Raw genomic sequence first — 18,900 nt, 5'->3', positions numbered from 1 at the left:
TCTTTCCGATCTTCCGGTAGGGCGGCTGCGGCTGCGGCTGCCTACCGGTGTTACGGCTGTCGGTGTGCGGCCCGGACGGGGAGGCGCCCGGGCGCGGGCGGGCCTAGCGGCGTGATGTCGTGCCGCTGCTGCGCGGGGTGTGGCGGTGGGCGAGGGCCTCGTAGGAGGCCGAGAGCGCCGGTGCGGCCGTCTCGTACGTCCGCTGCGCCACGCCTATGAACAGGCAGTCCACGACGAGGAGTTGGCTGGTGCGCGAGGACATGGCCGCCGGGCGCAGCTCGCTCTCGCGGGCCGTGGAGGTGGTGAGGATGTGGTCGGCGTACTGCGTGACGGGCCCGTCGGGCCGCCCCGTGATCGCGACGGTCGTGGCCCCGCGCTCGAAGGCGACGCGCAACGGCTCGATGACGTCCCCGGTCGACCCCGAGTGCGTGATCGCGATGGCGACGTCCTTCGCGCGCAGCTGAACAGCGTTGGTGACGGCGAGATGCGGGTCGCTGTGGGCGTGCGCTATCAGCCCTATGCGCAGCAGCTTCTGGGTGAGGTCCTGGGCGACCAGCCCGGAGGCGCCGACGCCGTAGATGTCGATGCGACGGGCGGCGGCCAGTGCGCTGACGGCGGCGGTCAGCTGGACCACATCGAGCCCGGCGGCCGTGTCGGCGAGGGTCTGCTGCTCGTCGTACGCCAGTTTCGCCACGACGTCCGCGATCGGGTCGTCGACCGCGATGTCGGCGGTCACGGCGGGGGAGCGCCCCGACTGCTGGTGTGCGGCGAGGCCGGCGAGCGCGAGGCGCAGGTCGCGATAGCCGGGGTAGCCGAGCAGCCGGGCCGTACGGACGACCGTCGCCTCGCTGGTGCCGGTGAGTTCGGCGAGGCCGGTGACCGTGAGGGCCGCGCAGCCGGCCGGGTCCGCGGCGACCGCCTCGGCGACGCGCTGCATGGAGCGGGTCATGGAGGGCGCCAGTGTGCGCACCTTGGCGGCGAGGGCGGCGGGCGCGGGCGGGGCGACACCCGGGATGCCGCTGGGCGCGCCGGAGGTGCCCGAGCTTCCGAAAATTTCCTTCACGTCTCGGCTCACATGATGAAAGATATTTTCCATTCGGGACTACGGTCAAGAGTGCGCACAATGGGTGCATGACCCCCACCGGCGACCCCAGTAATCCCGTCACCCTTCTGGAGCAGGCGTTGCACGCGGCACGTGCCCTGGTGCTCGCCGACCTGGCCGCACGCGAGGTCGCCGAGGCGGACGTCGTCTCGATGGTCGAGGAGTCGGTCGTACAGCGCCGCTGGTGGGTCGAGCAGTGGCCGGACGGCGCGGCCTTCGTGGCGGGGCTGGTGGCACAGGACGTCCAGGACGCGCTCCTGGAACGGTTCGGCCGCTGGCCGCTGTGCCCGGTCTGCGGCGCCGGCGATCCACACGCCCTGGAGGTCGAGCCGGAGTTGGGCCCCGACCCGCAGTGGGTGTGCCACAAGGCGGGGGTGCGGGTCGCGGCGGTCGGAGGGCTGGCGGCGGCCTCGGGCGGGATGGCGTCGTCGTGACCATCTACGTGGATCCGCCGGTCTGGCCCGGGCACGGCCGCCTCTGGTCACACCTCGTGAGCGACGTCTCGTACGAGGAACTGCAGTCGTTCGCCGACGAGTTGGGCGTACCCCGGCGGGCCTTCGAACGCGACCACTACGACATTCCGTCGCATCGGTACGGCGAGGTGGTGGCCGCCGGGGCGGTGGAGGTCAGCAGCCGCGAGGTGGTGCGGCTGCTGCACGGGGCGGGACTGCGCAGGCGCAAGGAAGCGGGCGGTGAGCGGGGCGGGCCCGGTCGGCCGGGTCGTCAGCCGCGCAACTCGTAGGCCTGGAGCCCCTCTTCGTCGAGTTCCTCGCTCACCGGCACGAACCCGGCGCGGGCGATCACCGCCCGGGACGGGGCGTTCAGCGGCTCGATGGTCGCGAACAGGGACCGTACGTCGTCCCGCGCCAGCGCCCACTGGGCCAGCGTGCGCAGCGCCTCCGTGGCGTAGCCGTTGCCGCGGGCGGCCTCCGCGAGGTCGTAGCCGACCTCGGCCTTGCCCTCCTCGTCGGGGGCGCCGTGGAAGCCCATGCCGCCAACGGCGCGGTCGTCCTCCCGTCGTACGAGGACGAACAGGCCGAACTCCGGGCGGTGTACGCCCGCTTCGTACGCCTTGGTCACCATCCCGGCGGCGTCCCGCGTGCCCTCGAAGGGGCCGCCCTCGATCCAGTCGAAGCCGCCGGTGCCGCCCGCGCCCAGGTCGGCGGCGGCCGCCGGGGTGACACCCTCCAGGCGGAGGCGTTCGGTGTCGAGGACGAGGTTGTTGGTCCAGCGCCACTCGGCGAGTTGGGCGCGGCCGGGAAGGTTGGCGCGGCCGGTCGCCCAGAGCAGGGTCTGCCAGTGGTCGGGGCCGGGCTGGACGTTCGGGAAGATCCGGGTGAGAACGAACTCCGCCAGGTGCGCGGGCGCTTCGTAGGTCAGCCCCAGGCCCTCGGCCATGTCGTAGGCGTGCAGCAGCACTTCGGCGATGCCCATCGCGGCGAAGCCCTCACGGTTCGCGCTGCGGAAGGGGAACGGGTGGAAGCCGCGCGCGGCGCGGGGGGCGGTGCGGACTGCGGCGGTGAGGAGGGCGCCGGTCGTCGTGATGACGTCGAGGATGCCCTCGTTGTCGGCGGGATCCAGACCGCCCTCACGGCCGTCGATGGTGATGGCGAAGGGGACGTAGCGGTTCTGCGCCCGTCCCGCCAACTGGCCGGCGTACGCGACGAGATCACTGGCGACGTGCTCAGCTGTCTGTCGGCAACTCCACTCCAGGCGCCCCGCGTTGACGTCCGCCCAGTCCTGTCCCACCGCCGGCCGCAGCAGCGCCACCATGCTCGCGACTGCCTCGTCTACTTCGTCTCCACCCGTGCTCAGCATGCGGTGAGGATAGGGGGTCGGATGCTGTCAGGGACACGGATTAAAGCCGCTCCAGCTCCGCCGCGATGTTGGCGCGCGCCGCCTTCTCCCACCGCTGCGTCCCGTACGGCGTTCGGAACAGCCGTGGCAGGGCGAGGAGTTGGCGCAGTACCGCGGCCCGGCCCTGCCTGAAGGCGTCGTCCGGGACGAAGGCGTACTCCTCGCGGACGGCGGCCGTGTAGGCGGCGTACGTGTCCGGGGGAGCGGCCAGGATCGCGAGGTCCGCGTCGCACAGGACCTGGCCGTTGAGGTCGTCGGGCGCGGGGGCGTGGGTGACGGTCAGGCGGACCAGGCGGGCCACCTCCGCGGTCTTCTCCGGTGCCACTCCGGCCTCGGGCAGGGCGCGTTCGGCGAGCCGGGCGGAGCGCTCCTCGTTCTCGGAGCGGTCGGGGGCGTACACCGCGTCGTGGAACCAGGCGGCGAGGCGTACGAGGGCGAGGGCGAGGTCGGGGTCGGGGGCGGGGATGGGGGTGGGGGTGGAGGCGGGGGCGGGGGCGGGTGTCCCGGCCTGGTCGAGGTCCAGTTCCCGTTCCAGTACGTCGATGTGGTCGAGGACCGCGGTGAGGTGGGTGAGCGTGTGGTAGCGGCGCTGGGGTTCCTGCCAGCGGGCGAGGAGGTTGTCGGCGTAGGGGGTGGGGTCGGGAGCGGGGGCGTTCTCGGGGGCATTGCCGGGGGTGGTTTCGGGGCTGGTGTCGGGGGTGGCGCGGGCTGCTTCCAGGGCCTGGGTCCAGCGGGCGCGGAGGGCGTCGAGGGCATCGAGGGCGGCTTGATCGGGCATGCGGGCATTCTCCCGTCCGGGTGCGTCGGCCCCTAGCGTGGGAGGCATGACGTCTTCTGCCGATGTACCTGACGTACGTGACCCCGAGCTGCCCGGGCGGCTCCTGACCGTCGAGCGCGACACGCTGATTCCGCTGTTGCGGGCCCGCCCCGAGGCCGACTTCGGGATCGTCACCTCCGGGTGTCCCGAGTGGACCGTGCGGGAGGTGCTCGCGCACTGTTCGGCCGCGTTGCTGAGGGTGGTCGAGGGGCGCTTCGAGAAGGGGGTGTTCTCGCCCGAGTCGAACGACCGGGACATCGCCGAGCGCGCCGACTGGACGAACGCGCGGGTCGTGGACGAGCTGGAGAAGGGGATGAGCGCGGCCGGGGCCGTGATCGCCAGGGCCGGCGGGGCGCTGGACGGGCTCGCGCTCGGGGAGTGGGTGCACGCCGGGGACGTGCGGGAGGCTCTCGGGGAACCGGGGGCCTACGCGGGGCCCGGGCTGCCGTACGCGCTGGCTCTGCTCGCGCGGCTCAGCCGGGAACGTGGGCTGGTGCCGCTGCATGCCGATGTCGATGAGCTGGACGAGCCGTTGCGGCTGGGGGATGTGTCGGGGGTGCGGACGCCGGGGCGGTTCATCGGGGGTGGTGCGGCGCTGGTGCGGTTGTATGCGGGGCGGTCGGTGGTGGGTGCGGGTGCGGGGGCGGATGTGGGTGCGTTCGAGTTGGTGGGGGTGGAGGTGGGGGAGTTGAACATGTACGGAGGGTGAGTGACGTGGGCGGGCTCGTGGGCGTACTCTTTGGATTGGACTAGACCTGTAGTCGATCCACAGGGAACCGACGGGAACCAGGGAAGGGGTTCGATGAGCCAGCGCGCAGTCCTGGAGGTGATCGCCCTCGGTGTCGAGGACGCCGTAGCCGCCCGTGACGGAGGTGCGGACCGGCTGGAGCTGGTCACCGACATGGCGGCCGACGGGCTGACGCCGGACGTCGCGACCTTCGCCGGGATCCGGGACGCAGTCGACCTCCCGCTGCGGGTGATGCTGCGGCTGACGGACGGGTTCACCGCAGGGGATGCCTGGGCCGTCGACGCGCTTCTGCGCGCGGCCAGGGAGCTGCGGGGTGCTGGTGCCGACGAGTTCGTGTTCGGGTTTCTTGGCATCGAGGGTGCCGTCGATTTCCCGGTCGTCGAGCAGATCGTCGCCGAACTCGACGGCTGCCGTTGGACGTTCCACCGCGCGATCGACCGGGCCGCCGATCGGGACGCCCTGCGCAAGGAGTTGCACGGGCTGCCCGGTCTCGACACGTATCTCACCGCCGGCTCGGCGGCCGGCGTCGACGACGGGCTTCCGACGCTGCTCGCCGAGGCGGCGCGGTGCGAGGAGCCTGGGTATGAGCAGCGGCTGCTGGTGGGGGGTGGGCTGCGTCTGGAGCATGTGCCGCGGCTGCGGGCGGCGGGGGTGGACGCGTTTCATATTGGGGGTGCGGCTCGGCCCGGGGGGTGGGGGCAGCCGGTGTCGGTGGGGGCGGTGGCGGAGTGGCGGGGGGTGTTGGACGGGGGCTGATGTGGGGGTCTTCTCGCCCCCGCCGCCCCTACCCGTCCCATCCTGAACCTGGGGGCTGCGCCCCCAGACCCCCCATCGCGCTGAACGCGCTCGTCCTCAAACTCCCCCAGAGGGGGGACCCCCAGACGGGCTGGATGGTGCCGGCCCCCGCAGAAGGGGGTGCCGCGGACGGTGCTGGAGGGGTGCCGGCCGGCGCAGAAGGGGTGCCGGACGGTGCTGGAGGGGTGTCGGCCCGCGCTCAGTGCGACCGGTACGAGCGCCGAGCTTGTCGGCGGGTGTGGTCAGAGGCGGAGGACGACCAGGGCGGTGTCGTCGGTGATACCGGCGGGCGGGATCAGGTCGGTCAGGATGGCCTCGGCGAGCTGGTCGGGGTCGGCGGTGCGGTGGCCGGTGAGGGAGTCGGCGAGCCGGTGGAGGCCGGTGTCGATGTCCTCGTGGCGGCGCTCGATGAGTCCGTCGGTGTAGAGGACGAGCGTGGAGCCGTCGGTGAAACCCGTCCGGCTCTGTGTGCGGGATTCGTGTTCGGGGCGGGCTCCGAGCGGGGGATCGGTCGCCTGGTCGAGGAACGTCACGGTGCCGTCCGGGTGGCAGAGCAGGGGCGGCGAGTGCGCGCCGCTGACCCCATCAGCGTGGGCCGTCGTCGTGCGCGAGGGTGTTCTCCCGGAGGTTCGGTTCCGCGCGGAGTGTCCTGGTGAACCATCCTCCGTAGCGGTTGCCCAGGAGGGGCGCTGAGGCTCCGTGGAGAATGATGCTCAGGCCGACGGTCACGGCGATGACCTCGCTCAGCAGGGTTCCCCCGGGCAGGTGTTCTTCCAGGGCGAGCAGGCCGAACACCAGAGAGGCGAGCCCGCGCGGGCCGAACCAGCCGACGTACGCGATGGAGGCGGGCCGCAGGCCGGTGCCGGCCAGGGCGAGTGCGACGGGCAGCATCCGGACGATGGTCAGGCTGAGCAGCGCGTAGACGACCATCCGCCACGTCAGGTGCTCGAGTGTCGGTCCCAGGATGACCGCGCCGAAGACGAGGAAGCTCAGCGAGGCGAGCAGGAGGCCGAGGCGTTCGGTGAACCCGGTGCTCCGCGCGGGGTCTGAGTCCTTGGGACGGATGCCCAGGTCGGCGGGGGTACGGCGCAGGTGGATGCCGAAGGCCAGGCCGGCGACCCAGGCGCCGATGAAACCGCTGCCCTCGCCCTTGGCGCACAGGACGTACGCGATGACCGGGACGCCGAGAACCAGGAACTGCCGCCAGTCGGAGCCGCTCCACCCCCGGGCGAGCGACCAGCGCAACAGGCTCGCCCCGGCCCAGCCGGCCGCGACTCCGATCGCACTGCTCAGCAGCAGCGCGCGCAGGAAGGTCTCGGCGATGCCCGGATGGCCGTGGCCCTCACCCGCTGCCGCGAGTGCCAGCACGAAGAACGGAAGGGCCAGGCCGTCGTTCAGACCGGATTCGACGGTCAGGCCGCCACGGACCAGCCGCGGCACCTGCTTGTTGGAGAAGGCCTGCTGCCCGAGCGCGGCATCCGTCGGCGCGAGGATGATGGCGGCCAGGGCCAGCTCCCACACACCCAGGCCGGGCAGCAGGGGCCAGGCCACCAGCCACCCCAGAGCCATCGTGACCGGCAGGCCCACCGCGAGCAGCCGCAGCGGCAGGAACTCCTCCCGGCGCAGGTCCCGGGCCCTGATTCCTGCCGCGTCCGCGAACAGCAGGAGCACCAGGGCGCTCTCCAGCAGCGTCCGCGTGACCTCGGGATCCTTCGCGCGGTCCAGCAGGTCCAGGCCCAGCGGGCCGATCGCCACACCGACGAGCATGAACACCATCGGTCCCGAGAGCACCGTGGTCGACAAGCGACGGGAGAGCGCCCCGTAGCCGACGACCGCACCCCCGGCGACCACGACGGCCCAGCCGTTCATCCGCACTCCTCACACTGGACATCCGTCGTCGTCAGGGCGGCTGCGTCGGGGGCAGCGTGACGGGTTCCCGGGCACGCCATCTCACCCCCGCGGAGGCACGAAGCCTGACCCTATGTCGCCTCCGGCCAGGCCCACGGAACCCTTGGGCCGAACCCGCGCAGCCCGGCCCGGTCGGCCCAACGAGAGGCGACTGCACCGAGCCGAACGGGGTGAGCGAGCGCTGCGGCACTGAGCAACGCTGGTAGAGCCGGCCCGTGACGCACGGACCTCGACCGACCTCGACCTGCACAGCGCGTTCGTCGTCGGCGATCGGCTTCGCCGTGGCGCGACCCTTCTACCCGGCACCGCTTCCGATGAATGCCCTGCTCACAAGGGTCGCCACCGTGTGACAATCGGAGTCGGCCGGTGTTTTGTGCGCAAGTGAGGTGTTCTCGATGGCGGTGACCGTACCGGTGGGCGATGCCCGGGTCGTCGCGGTCCGCGCCGCGCTGGAACCGTTCGCGTGGCAGTCGTTCACCGCCGAGTTCGTCTGCCACCGTGCGGTGGCCGCCATGGACGGTGGGCAGGCAATTCCCCGCCCCCGGGGTCCGCGGAACGGGCTGAGCCCGCAGGACGAGTGCGCCGAAGCGCTGGTGGAGGTTCTGAGGGTCTGCCGGTGGCGGTCGCTCACCATCGACGGTCTGAGCCGGCTGCTGGTGTGCGCCGCGGAGACATGGCGACAGGAGCGGGCCTGGTTCGACGTCCGGCTGGGCCTGCTGCTGGACGGTATCGGCTGACCACCAGCAGGCCCGGCCAGGGCCCTCACTGCCGGGCCATGTGCATGCGCATCTCGCTCGGGGCGTCGACGATCAGGTCGCCGGACAGGTCGACGGTCACGCTGTGCAGGGTGCCGGTGAATCGGAACGGCGCCCGGTAGTCGGAGGTGACAGCCGAGCCGGGGTTCGCGCCGCAGGCCATGCCTCCAGGGTTGAAGGCGACCGGGGTCGTGAACGGCATGTCGATCTCGGCGACCAGGCGGTCGTCGACGTACAGCTGGGCGCGACCGGGCGAGCCCTTGCCTGCCGCGATGTCCGGGCTTCCGGTGGGCTCGAACTCGAAGCGCAGCGTGTGACGGCCTTCTGGGACGGTCTCGTCCGACGCCACGTGGTGCAGCGTCCGGTGGACGTAGTTGTGGGCGTAGTTCAGGTGGTTGTCCTTGACGTAGAAGGACCAGCCTCCGGCGTTGGTGCCCTGGCACAGCAGCACGCCCTCGGCGCCGCCCGGCGGGATCTCCACATCGGCGGTGATGCTGTGCGGGCGGTTGAGGACCCGCGGGGCGACGGCGGCCGACAGGACCTGTGTGCCGGGACGCAGGGTGTAGCTGGTCCGGGCCGCGGCGATCTGCGGCCGTTCGAGCATCATGCGTTCGAGGGCGCTGCCGTCGATCGGCAGCACGTTGTACTTGCCGGCCTCGACGTACCACAGGGCGATCATCTCGATCAGTTTGCCGCGGTGCTCCTGGGCGAGGTCGCGGGTCTCGGCGACGTCCTCGTCGACGTGGTAGAGCTCCCAGTGATGGGCGTCGAGGTCGTCCAGGTCCGTCATGGTGATCGGGGTGCCGAACGGCTTTCCGGCCTCGACGAACGAGGGGCCGGGCCAGGGACAGACCGCACGCCAGCCGTTGTGATCGATCGCCCGGTGCCCGAACATCTCGTAGTACTGAGTGCGGTGACGAGTCGGTGTGGCGTCGTCGTCGAAGGTGTGCGCGAAGCTGACCCCGTGCAGAGGCGACTGGGTGACGCCCCGGATGGCGGCGGGCGGCTCGATGCCCAGCACGTCGAGGACGGTGGGCACCATGTCGATGATGTGCGCGAACTGGTCACGGATCTCGCCGCGGGCCCGAATGCCCGCCGGCCAGTGGACCAGGAACGGGTCGCTCACGCCACCCCGGTAGGTCTCCCGCTTCCACCGCCGGAACGGCGTGTTGCCCGCCCACGTCCACCCCCACGGGTAGTGGTTGAACGTCTCCGGGCCGCCGATCTCCTCTATCCGCGCCAGGCTCTCCTCCAGAGACTCCGGCGCGTTGTTGAAGAACTGCAGCTCGTTGGTCGTCCCGGTTGCCCCGCCCTCGGCGCTGGCGCCGTTGTCGGAGACCACCATGATCAGCGTGTTGTCGAACTCGCCGATCTCCTTCAGGAAGGCCATCAGCCGCCCGATGTGGTGGTCGGTGTGGGAGAGGAACCCGGCGTAGACCTCCATCATCCGCGCCGAGAGGCGGCGCGCGTCCGGCGACAGGGACTCCCAGGCCGGCACGTCCGGGTCGTGCGGGGACAGCTCGGAGTCCGCGGGCACGATGCCGAGCTGCTTCTGCCGGTCGAAGGTGCGCTCGCGGTAGGCGTCCCAGCCGTCGTCGAACATGCCCCGGTAGCGGTCGGCCCAGTCCTTCGGCACATGGTGCGGGGCGTGCGTCGCACCGGTGCAGAAGTGCAGGTAGAACGGCTTGTCAGGGGCGACCTGCTTGGCATCCGCGACGAACGACATCGCTCGATCGGCCAGGTCCTCGGTCAGGTGGTAGCCCTCCTCCGGCGTCGCCGGCTGCTCGACCTGGTGGTTGTCGTACACCAGATCCGGATGCCACTGACTGGTGTCGCCGCCCAGGAAGCCGTAGAACCGCTCGAAGCCTCGTCCCAGCGGCCACCGGTCGTAGGGTCCCGCGGCCGACTCCTGTTCCGAGGGCATCAGGTGCCACTTGCCGACCATGTACGTGTTGTAGCCGTGCTGGAGCAGCATCTCGGACAGCATCCCGTTCTCGAACGGGATCTGCCCGTTGTAGCCGGGATACCCGGTGGCGAGCTCGGTGATCGACGCCATGCCGTTGGCGTGGTGGTTGCGGCCGGTCACGACGCAGGAGCGCGACGGCGAGCACAGGGCGGTGGTGTGCATGTTGCTGTACAGCAGCCCACCCGCCGCCAGTGCGTCCAGGTTGGGCGTCTCGATCGGGCTGCCGTAGCAGCCCAGCTGGCCGTACCCGGTGTCGTCCAGCACGATCATCAGCACATTCGGCGCACCCGGCACCGCCCGCACCGGCTGCGGCCACGCAGGCGTCGACTCGTCCGTCGTCCGCCCGACCACCCCAGGGAATGCCCGCCCCGGCTTGTACTCACTCCAGGATGTCTGCGACATACACGGCCTCCGTTCCACCGGCGCGCACTTCTCACCTCGGCCGGCATTCGACGTCTCTGAGCCATGAGGCACACCGTGAGTCCACCGGCCGGGCACCAGGCCCGCGGTCCGTCCACGAAGCATCGGTGCCCCGCGCCCCAGCGGAGACCTGCCTTGCTTGCCTACGGCACTCGATTACACGCTAGGCCGCTGGGATCAATGCCGCCAACTGGACATGTCCGCGTTCGGGCCCGAGGGTGCCTGGCGGACGGGCCGGGACGGGCGGGTGGGAGAGAAAACCGTCAGGACAGTTCACGCGGCAGCGGCGCCGTGTGCGTCACGATCAACCCCGACACCGCTCGGGTCAACGCCACGTACAGGCGCCGCAGGCCCGTGCGTTCGTCGGGTTCGCCGTCCACCACCGCCCGGGGTTCGTCCAGGACCACGTAGTCGTACTCCAGGCCCTTCGCCAGCGACGCCGGGACCAGGGTCAGGCGGGTCTCGTACGTCGTCTCCTCGCCGGGGGACAGGAACCCGATGCCCGCCTCTCCCAGCGCCTCCGCCAGCGCCGGGATCCTGGCGTCCGCCGCGATCAGGCCCGTCGAACCCTCGTTCCGCAGCAACTCCTCGCAGGCCGCGACCACTTGACCGTCCGCAGAGTCCGCCTCGCTGATTGCCCGTACCTCGAAGAAACCCGGGTTCTCGCGGACCGACGCCACCGGGGTCAGACCCGGCGCGATGTGCGGCAGCAGGCGTGAGGCATACGTGATCACGTCCGTCGGGACGCGGAAGCCCGCCGTCAGTTCCTCCACCACCGCATCCGACTTGCCCAGGTGACCCAGCGCCTCCTCCCAACTCCGCGTCGCCCAGGGCGTCGTACCCTGCGCGAGGTCGCCGAGGACCGTCGCCGAACCCGTCGTGCAGCGCCGGCCCACCGCCCGGTACTGCATCGGCGAGAGGTCCTGCGCCTCGTCCAGGACGACATGCCCGAGCGAGTGCGTGCGCTGGACCAGGTCGGTCGTCTCGTCGATCAACACGGCGTCCGCGGCTGACCACTTGGCCGACTTCACCGACCGTACGGGCTTCGCCCAGAGGATCTCCTTCTGCTCGTCCGCGTCCAGGATTCCGGCCGCGTGCACGGCGAGGAAGTCGGCGTCGCTGAGGAGGTGCAGGACGAGTTTCGCGGGGTCGACGGGCGGCCAGAGGGTCTTCACGGCCGCCTTCACCGCCGCGTTGCGCGCGACGGCGTCCTGCACACGGTCGTCGGGGGCCTCGCCCGACCGTTCCATCTGCACCAGCACCACATGCGCGATGCGCTGCGGCAGAGCCTCGCGGGCGGCGCCGTAGCGAATCCCACGATCCAGCAACTCCCGGACGATGCCCTCGAGTTCGTACGCCGGGACGCGCCAGCGCCTGGATCCGCGCACGACCATCACGGGCTCGGTGGGCAGGGTCACGTGGGAGTAGACGGCACTCCGGAGGACGTCCGCCATCCGTGCGTCGCCCTTGATGACGGCCGCCGCCGCGTCGTCCGTGCCGCGCACCTCGACGTGGGCCACCAGGTCGTCGACGGTGGCCTGCTTGACGTCCAACTCGCCGAGGGCGGGCAGCACTTGCTCGATGTAGTGGAGGAAGGAACTGTTCGGCCCGATGACGAGGGTGCCGGTGCGGGCCAGCCGCTCGCGGTGGGCGTAGAGGAGATACGCGACCCGGTGCAGACCGACGGCCGTCTTTCCGGTGCCGGGACCCCCCTGCACGCACACCGAGCCGCCCAGCCCGCTGCGTACGATCTCGTCCTGCTCGGGCTGGATGGTCGCCACGATGTCGCGCATCGGGCCCACGCGCGGGCGCTCGATCTCCTGCTGGAGCAGTTTGCTGGTGGTGGCTGCCTTCGATGGATCCGCGGGGTCGGAGAGGTGCTCGTCCTCGTACGCCGTGAGGTCTCCGCCGGTGTACCCGAACCGGCGGCGCAGGGCGACATCCAAGGGGTCGGTCTTGGACGCCCGGTAGAACGGCTGGGACACCGGGGCGCGCCAGTCGATGACCATGGGGTCCCCGTCGGCGTCGTGGACGTGCCGCCGCCCGATGTAGAACTGTTCCCCTTCCGCGCCCTCGGCCTGCTCGGCGCCGGGAGCGTGCAGGTAGTCGAGGCGGCCGAAGAACAGCGGGGTGTGACTGAGGTCGGCGAGAGCCTTGATCCGCTCCCCGATCTGACGGGAGAGGACCGCCGCGTTGACCCAGTTCGCGGTGACGTCCTTGATGTCGAGGGACTCCGCGTCCTCACGCATCGCGCGAAGGGCCGCCCGGGAGGCGGCGAGGTGGGAACGTTCGCGGCCGAGTGGATCGTCGGAAACAGGGCCGGAAACAGGGCCAGAAGCGGGGTCGGAAACGGTGCTGGACAAGGGGGTGCCTCCGGGTGCCTGCGCGTGACTGCTGCGGGGTTGTGACGTCGAGAGCCGACCGGTTTCCGTCCGGGCGGCGGCGCTCCACGACGGGAGGCGGGCAAGAGCGGAGATTTTAGGGGACTCGGGCGGGCGGAGGCCAATCAGTTTCCGCGCACCACAGCGCAACCCCGGCTCACACGCCAGCGCGTACGACAGCGCGTACGGCGCCCGTAGTCCCCTAGGGGACAGCCTCCACCTTCCTGTGGGGGAGACGTCCACCCTCAGTCGTACAGGGAGACGACGGAGGTTCGGCCCGCAGGCCGATGGCATCGGCGGGCCCGGAAGCGAGCATGGACACATGAGCGCAGCAACCTTCACCCCGGCCACTGTCCACTCCGGCGCCACCCCCGTGCGGGGAGCCCACCGGCACCCCTTCGGCGACGCCCTCCGCGCCGTCAAGGTGTTCGCGGGCGCCGCCCTGAGCGTCGTACTGCTCGGTGAGTACGGGGAGGAGGCGGGCGTGCGCCGCAGGTGAGCGGTGTGCAGCTCAGCTCTCGGTACCCTCGATGTCCCCGGCGAGCAGCTCGTCCGCGTCCATGATCCGGTACGCGTACCCCTGTTCCGCCAGGAACCGCTGGCGGTGTGCGGCGAAGTCCTGGTCGATGGTGTCCCGGGCGACCACCGAGTAGAAGTGGGCCTTGTGGCCGTCGGCCTTCGGCCGCAGTACGCGGCCCAGCCGCTGAGCCTCCTCCTGACGTGACCCGAAGGTCCCGGAGACCTGGATGGCGACGGTGGCCTCCGGCAGGTCGATGGAGAAGTTCGCGACCTTGGACACGACCAGCACGCTGATCTCGCCCTGGCGGAACGCGTCGAAGAGCTTCTCGCGCTGCGAGTTCGGGGTCTCGCCCTTGATGACGGGCGCGTTCAGATGCTCGCCCAGTTCGTCGAGCTGGTCGATGTACTGGCCGATGACGAGGATCTGCTGTCCGGCGAAGCGCCGCACGATCGCCTCCGTGACCTTGCGCTTGGTCGCGGTGGTCGCGCAGAAGCGGTACTTCTCCTCGGTCTCGGCGGTGGCGTACGCGAGCCGCTCCGACTCCGTCAGGTTGACCCTGACCTCCACACAGTCCGCGGGCGCGATGTAGCCCTGCGCCTCGATCTCCTTCCAGGGCGCGTCGAACCGCTTCGGCCCGATGAGCGAGAAGACGTCCGACTCGCGCCCGTCCTCGCGTACGAGGGTCGCGGTGAGACCGAGCCGCCGCCGGGCCTGCAGATCGGCGGTGAACTTGAAGACGGGCGCGGGCAGCAGATGCACCTCGTCGTAGATGATGAGCCCCCAGTCGCGGGAGTCGAACAGCTCCAGGTGCGGATAGACGCCCTTCCGCCTGGTCGTCAGCACCTGGTACGTCGCGATGGTGACCGGCCGGATCTCCTTGCGCGTCCCGCTGTACTCGCCGATCTCCTCCTCGGTCAGCGACGTCCGCTTCACCAGCTCGTGCTTCCACTGCCGGGCCGAGACGGTGTTCGTGACGAGGATGAGGGTGGTGGCCTTCGCCTCGGCCATGGCCCCGGCCCCGACCAGCGTCTTCCCCGCCCCGCACGGCAGGACGACCACTCCGCTCCCGCCGTGCCAGAAGTTCTCCACGGCCTGCTGCTGGTACGGGCGCAGCGCCCACCCGTCCTCGGCCAGCCCGATCTCGTGCGCCTCGCCGTCGACGTACCCGGCGAGGTCCTCGGCCGGCCAGCCCAGCTTCAGCAGCACCTGCTTGATCTGCCCGCGCTCGGAGGGGTGCACGGCCACGGTGTCCGGGTCGAGCCGGGCGCCGACGAGCGGCACGATCCGCTTGGAGCGCAGGATCTCTTCGAGAATCGGACGGTCGGTGGTCGTGAGGACCAGTCCGTGGGTCGGGTGCTTGCTCAGCGTGAGCCGTCCGTAGCGGTCCATCGTCTCGGCGATGTCGACGAGCAGCGCGTGCGGCACGGGATAGCGGCTGTACTGCACGAGTGCGTCGACGACCTGCTCGGCGTCGTGCCCGGCGGCCCGCGCGTTCCACAGGCCCAGCGGAGTCACCCGGTAGGTGTGGATGTGCTCCGGCGCCCGCTCCAGCTCGGCGAACGGCGCGATGGCCCGACGGCAGTCGCCGGCCTGCTCGTGGTCGACCTCAAGGAGCAGGGTTTTGTCCGACTGGACGATGAGTGGACCATTCACGTACGTGCACATCCCTTCCGTACGGCCTACGGCCAAACGTCCAGTGTGCCTTACCTGCGCATGGTCACGGCGGGGCGCGGATCACACCGCAGCACAGCCCGCATCACAGTCGACGGGCCCTACGGGCAACCCCGGGGCAGAGATGTCTGTCTGGTACGGCGGGAGCGGCGCGGGAGCGCGGCGCGGTGAGGAGCCTGCGGTGCAGTCGGTGGGGCGATGGGCGTCGGGGCTGGGAGCCGTGGCGGTGCTGATGGCGACGGGGGTGTGGGTGCTCGGGTCGGGGACTGTCGACAGCCGTCTCTGGGGTGAGGTGCGGCCGGTGATCGAGGCCCGGCTCGTGGCCGACTCGCGGGGCAGCGGGTACGGGGAGACGGTGCCGGATCTCCGGGCGCGGTGGTTCTGCCGGGCCGAGGCGCTGGACCTCGGCGAGGACGACGGTGTCGTACGGGCGGGTGTCAACACGCTGTGCATGGAGTACGGGGTCCGCGCGGGCGCTCTGGTGGAGTGCGGCGGCGCCCGGTACCCGCAGGTGCTGCGGCTGGCACGGGAGGCGGACGGCGACTACCGCGTCGTGTCGCGGGAGGAGCCGCCGGACGGTGCGGGATACGGGGAGTGGACGGAGGACAACTTCAGCTTCTTCGCCGAGTCCGACGCCGACGACACGATGTCGTCCACCGCCCTGGAGACCGCCGCCCGCTCCCACTTCGGCCTGCCCGCGCACGCCCGGGTCGCGGCCTGCTGACCGGCCTGCTGACCGGTCGGCTACTTCAGTTGCGGCAGATTGAGGTTGTTGACCAGCGGCCCCTCGATGGTGACGCCCTGGGTGACGAGGGACTCGACGCCGGCGACGGGCAACGGCAGCGGCAGTGCGGACGGGGCCGCCGACGACTCGGACGCGAGTACGACGACGAGCGCGGCCACGGAGACCAGCACTGCGGCGGCGGACATGGCGACGAGGGAACGGGTGCGGACGGGGGGCTTGGCACGCATGGGGACGTCAGGGGCCTTTCGGGACGGGAGCAGCCGGACCAGCTTGATCAGGGCGTCCGGTGGCTGCCCAGCGGGCCGTTCACGCATGCGGGACGGGCCTGAAGCTCCCCCGTGCGTGGGAAGTCTCCGGCGTGGCGTGCATGAATTCGGGTCGACACCCGTGTGGGTGACCGCACCGCGTGACCGACTGCGTGACCGACCGCGTGACCGGGGTGTCTACGGCTGGTCGTCCGCCAGCTCCGCCACCCCCGTGATCCGGTGCAGCGGATACGTCCGTACCTCGTCCGCCGTGTGGTCGTACGCCGTCACGAAGCCGCCCTCCACGCGGATGGGGGCGATGACACGCTGACTGGCGGCGCCCTCGGCGTTGACGTACCCGATCCACACGGCCTCGCCGGTCATCACGGCGGCCTGCACGGTGGCCAGGGTCTCGGCGGGGCTGGTGCGCGGGAGGTCGCCGTTCGCGGCCGGGGTCTCCGTCGGCTTGCGGGGGGTCGTCGAGGCCAGGTCGCCCGCCCTGATCGCCCGGATCGCCGCCGAGAGCAGCGTGCCGTCGGGAGCCGGCGGGCCGTCCGGTACCGGGTCCGGGGCCGTGCGGGCCGGGGTGCGGTGGGCGTGGGCGCGGGTGATCAGGACGTCGCCCTCGGCGGACTCGGCGGCCGGCGCGAAACCCATGCCTCGCAGACCGTCGAGGAGGGTCGCCGGGTCGGTCTGCGCGGCCAGCACCGTGGGCGCCAGCCGCCGCAGGCGCAGGTTCGCGGACCGTTTGTCGGCGAGGATCTCGCTGAGCACCGAGTCGTCGTCGCAGCGCACGTACGCCGAGGCCGCGCCGATCCGCAGGTGTCCGTGTCGGCGTGCGACGTCGTCGATGAGGTAGGCGAGGGGCTGCGGGACCGGCGTACGGGAGTGGGCGGTCAGGAAGTCGTGCAGGTCGGAGGCGGAGCGGCCGGCGTCCAGGGCGCGTCGTACGGAGCCGGGGGTGAAGCGGTAGACCGTCGCGCCGCCCTTCGACTCGACGTCCGCGAGCACGCCGAGAATCTCGGCCAGGGGGCGCTTGAGGGGGCCCGGGGCCACCGCCGTCAGGTCCGCCTGGAGGAGGACGTGGTCGAGCGGTTCGGGGAGGAGAGGGGTGAGCAGGCGGGCGGCGGTGGCGGAGGCGACGGCCTGCTCGGGCGGTGAGAGGGGCTCGGGGACGGGATGCGCGGGATGGTTGTGGTGGTCGTGGTGGTGGACCGGGAGTTTGTCGCCGGGGCCCGTCGGCTCGGCCGGCTTCACCGGTGCGGCGGGGGCGCCGAGCAGGGCCCGGCCCTGGGACGACAGTGCCCCCCGGCCCGTGATGCCCAGCGACTCGGCCTCGGACAGGGTCCAGCGGGCGAGCCTGGTGCGCAGGTCCTCGTCGCCCTCCCGGTCCTGCTGTGGGCCGCGCGTCGGACGCTCCCAGTGCAGCCGGGCCAGCACCGACTCGACGGTCGGGGCCGTGCCCTCCGGGAGCGCGGCCAGCAGGGCCAGCACCCGGTGGCGTACCTCCGGCGCGGCGGACCGGTCGAGGGCCGGGCCGAGGGCGGACAGCGTACGGTCCTTGGCGTCCCGGCCGCCGATCACTCCGGGCGTCCGGGTCGCCGTCAGCCACGCCTCCGCGAGTCGCGCCCAGCGTGTGGCGGCGGGCTGCTCCAGCCACTCGTCGTACGCCGGGGTCGCCGCGTAGCGCTCGTCGGCCTCGCCGTCGGACGCCAACAGGCCTGCCGCGTAGGCGAGTTCGACCCAGAAGGCGGCGACCGGCTCGGACACGTCCAGGGCGACGGCCGTCCGCTTGAGGTCGCGGACACTCAGCCCGCCGGCCCGCAGCACCGCCGGGCCGCCCTCGTCCCAGTCCTTCAGCAGCTCCTCGACGGTCGCGAGAGCCGTGTACGCCTGTCCGGCCGCCGCGTTGTCCACAACCTGTGGACGATGGGCGGCGGCCGCCTCGACCCCGGGCGGCAACGGCTCGGTCGTACGGTGCGCCCGCCCGTCGCGCAGATGCAGGGCCACCTCACGCGGCAGTACGACGGTGCCGGGCGCCGTGGGGAGCAGGAGTCCCCGGTCCAGCAGCCAGCGCAGATGGGCGGCCGGCTCCGCGGTGACCTGGCCGTACGGCGGCCCCCAGACGAGGCGCCGCAACACGTCCACGGAGTCCGATGAGGCACTGTCGAGCAGCGCGGCCATCCGCTTCCGGTCGGTGAACAGAGCCGTCAGGGAGGCCACCGCGCTCACCGCGTCGTGCGTCGACGTGAGTCCCGCCGCCGCCACGATCTCCTGGACCCGGCCCGGCGACATCCCGGCAGTCGCCTCCGCGACCGTCGGACCGAGCCCCGTCGGCGACGGATGCTGCGGCGAGGGCGCCAGCAGCTCACGGGCGGTACGCACGAGGCGCAGCCGGTCCGTACCGCCCCACACCAGGGCCTGCTCGCGCAGCACGGAGAGGGCGCGGGGCAGGGCTGCGACGACCGCCGGATCGGTGGCGTCGCCCGCGAGGAGAGCCAGCAGATCGTCGTAGGCCGCCGGGTCCGGGGCCACGGCCAGCGCCTGTGCCGTCTGGAGCGTGAACCTGTCCAGGCGCTCCAGGGCGCGCACGACCGACGCGCGCGTGCCGGCGCGGGTGGCCAGCTGGGTGAGGTCGGTGGGGACGGGGGTGATGAGGTCCGGCCGGCTGCGCAGCAGCGCGGCGAGTGACGCGTCGTCCCGCGCGCGTAGCGCCTCCGCGAGAGAACGCGGCGCCGGTGTCTCCTCGGTGCTCATCCCGCCCACGGTAGCGGGTGGGTGCGGTGAGGTGTCTTTTTGTCGGTGCGGGGAGTTGGGTGGGCGTCTTCTGGGGGCTGCGCCCCCAGACCCCCCTACGGCCCTGAACGGGCCTTGTCCTCAATCGCCGGACGGGCTGAGGGTGCGGGCCGGTGCTGAAGGGGTACTGGCCGTGCTGAAGAGGTACCGCCGCCCTTGATGGAGATGCCGGTA

At 71.7% G+C, this 18,900-nt stretch carries 16 protein-coding genes and 1 pseudogene; 7 read left to right on the top strand and 10 right to left on the bottom strand.

Going from position 1 to position 18,900, the window contains the following annotated elements:
- Positions 1 to 103: 103 nt before the first annotated feature.
- On the bottom strand, positions 104 to 1,075 hold the full coding sequence (locus OG734_RS21005) for a MurR/RpiR family transcriptional regulator (protein WP_443064884.1): 972 nt from the start codon (positions 1,073 to 1,075) through the stop codon (positions 104 to 106).
- Between the two features lie 56 nt (positions 1,076 to 1,131).
- On the opposite strand from OG734_RS21005, the gene OG734_RS21000 reads away from it, so the two are divergent.
- Both OG734_RS21000 and OG734_RS20995 read left to right on the top strand, forming a co-directional pair.
- Positions 1,132 to 1,536 carry a hypothetical protein gene (locus OG734_RS21000; protein ID WP_330289070.1) on the top strand — a complete coding sequence of 135 codons (405 nt, stop codon included), beginning with the start codon at positions 1,132 to 1,134 and terminating at the stop codon, positions 1,534 to 1,536.
- Complete coding sequence (locus OG734_RS20995) at positions 1,533 to 1,844, top strand: DUF4031 domain-containing protein (RefSeq protein ID WP_330289069.1); 312 nt, start codon at positions 1,533 to 1,535, stop codon at positions 1,842 to 1,844. Before OG734_RS21000 ends, OG734_RS20995 begins: the two co-directional genes overlap by 4 nt.
- On the opposite strand, the gene OG734_RS20990 is transcribed toward OG734_RS20995, so the two are convergent.
- Together OG734_RS20990 and OG734_RS20985 are read right to left on the bottom strand one after the other, a co-directional pair.
- Complete coding sequence (locus OG734_RS20990) at positions 1,826 to 2,920, bottom strand: GNAT family N-acetyltransferase (RefSeq protein ID WP_330289068.1); 1,095 nt, start codon at positions 2,918 to 2,920, stop codon at positions 1,826 to 1,828. The genes OG734_RS20995 and OG734_RS20990 overlap by 19 nt on opposite strands.
- A gap of 40 nt (positions 2,921 to 2,960) precedes the next feature.
- Positions 2,961 to 3,737 carry an HD domain-containing protein gene (locus OG734_RS20985; protein ID WP_330289067.1) on the bottom strand — a complete coding sequence of 259 codons (777 nt, stop codon included), beginning with the start codon at positions 3,735 to 3,737 and terminating at the stop codon, positions 2,961 to 2,963.
- Positions 3,738 to 3,783: 46 nt separating this feature from the next.
- Between OG734_RS20985 and OG734_RS20980 the strand changes: the two genes are divergently transcribed.
- Entirely contained in the window at positions 3,784 to 4,485 is a 702-nt protein-coding gene (locus OG734_RS20980; RefSeq protein WP_330289066.1) for a maleylpyruvate isomerase family mycothiol-dependent enzyme, read from the top strand.
- A gap of 93 nt (positions 4,486 to 4,578) precedes the next feature.
- The gene (locus tag OG734_RS20975) at positions 4,579 to 5,280 is read left to right on the top strand and encodes a copper homeostasis protein CutC (RefSeq protein WP_330289065.1); all 702 of its coding nucleotides are present in this window, start codon (positions 4,579 to 4,581) and stop codon (positions 5,278 to 5,280) included.
- Positions 5,281 to 5,561: 281 nt separating this feature from the next.
- Here OG734_RS20975 and OG734_RS20970 read toward each other — a convergent pair.
- Both OG734_RS20970 and OG734_RS20965 read right to left on the bottom strand, forming a co-directional pair.
- Positions 5,562 to 5,897 (bottom strand): annotated as a pseudogene (locus OG734_RS20970) (PP2C family protein-serine/threonine phosphatase); the annotation flags it as partial.
- A gap of 7 nt (positions 5,898 to 5,904) precedes the next feature.
- Positions 5,905 to 7,188, bottom strand: a complete 1,284-nt coding sequence (locus tag OG734_RS20965; protein WP_330289064.1) for a cation:proton antiporter — start codon at positions 7,186 to 7,188, stop codon at positions 5,905 to 5,907.
- A 434-nt stretch (positions 7,189 to 7,622) separates the two neighbouring features.
- On the opposite strand from OG734_RS20965, the gene OG734_RS20960 reads away from it, so the two are divergent.
- Complete coding sequence (locus tag OG734_RS20960; protein WP_330289063.1) at positions 7,623 to 7,964, top strand: hypothetical protein; 342 nt, start codon at positions 7,623 to 7,625, stop codon at positions 7,962 to 7,964.
- Between the two features lie 25 nt (positions 7,965 to 7,989).
- Here the strand turns inward: OG734_RS20960 and OG734_RS20955 are convergent, their stop codons facing one another.
- Together OG734_RS20955 and OG734_RS20950 are read right to left on the bottom strand one after the other, a co-directional pair.
- Positions 7,990 to 10,350: an arylsulfatase gene (locus OG734_RS20955; protein WP_330289062.1), complete on the bottom strand. Its 2,361-nt coding sequence runs from the start codon at positions 10,348 to 10,350 to the stop codon at positions 7,990 to 7,992.
- Between the two features lie 281 nt (positions 10,351 to 10,631).
- Positions 10,632 to 12,617: a HelD family protein gene (locus tag OG734_RS20950; protein ID WP_330289061.1), complete on the bottom strand. Its 1,986-nt coding sequence runs from the start codon at positions 12,615 to 12,617 to the stop codon at positions 10,632 to 10,634.
- Positions 12,618 to 13,071: 454 nt separating this feature from the next.
- On the opposite strand from OG734_RS20950, the gene OG734_RS20945 reads away from it, so the two are divergent.
- Positions 13,072 to 13,248, top strand: coding sequence for a hypothetical protein (locus tag OG734_RS20945; RefSeq protein WP_330289060.1), 177 nt, complete (start codon positions 13,072 to 13,074; stop codon positions 13,246 to 13,248).
- Positions 13,249 to 13,260: 12 nt separating this feature from the next.
- Here the strand turns inward: OG734_RS20945 and OG734_RS20940 are convergent, their stop codons facing one another.
- On the bottom strand, positions 13,261 to 14,922 hold the full coding sequence (locus OG734_RS20940) for a DNA repair helicase XPB (RefSeq protein WP_330289059.1): 1,662 nt from the start codon (positions 14,920 to 14,922) through the stop codon (positions 13,261 to 13,263).
- Positions 14,923 to 15,121: 199 nt separating this feature from the next.
- Here OG734_RS20940 and OG734_RS20935 point away from each other — a divergent pair, with 199 nt between their 5' ends.
- Positions 15,122 to 15,664 carry a hypothetical protein gene (locus OG734_RS20935; RefSeq protein WP_330289058.1) on the top strand — a complete coding sequence of 181 codons (543 nt, stop codon included), beginning with the start codon at positions 15,122 to 15,124 and terminating at the stop codon, positions 15,662 to 15,664.
- Positions 15,665 to 15,684: 20 nt separating this feature from the next.
- Here the strand turns inward: OG734_RS20935 and OG734_RS20930 are convergent, their stop codons facing one another.
- Both OG734_RS20930 and OG734_RS20925 read right to left on the bottom strand, forming a co-directional pair.
- Positions 15,685 to 15,999 (bottom strand): hypothetical protein, encoded by a 315-nt coding sequence (locus tag OG734_RS20930; protein ID WP_330289057.1) that lies wholly within the window; start codon positions 15,997 to 15,999, stop codon positions 15,685 to 15,687.
- A gap of 129 nt (positions 16,000 to 16,128) precedes the next feature.
- A complete protein-coding gene (locus OG734_RS20925; protein WP_330289056.1) occupies positions 16,129 to 18,687 on the bottom strand; it encodes a helicase C-terminal domain-containing protein in 2,559 nt (852 codons plus the stop codon).
- Positions 18,688 to 18,900 lie beyond the last annotated feature (213 nt).

The organism is Streptomyces sp. NBC_00576, assembly GCF_036345175.1.
Taxonomy (GTDB): Bacteria; Actinomycetota; Actinomycetes; order Streptomycetales; family Streptomycetaceae; genus Streptomyces.
This window is presented reverse-complemented; position numbering and strand designations above follow the sequence as displayed.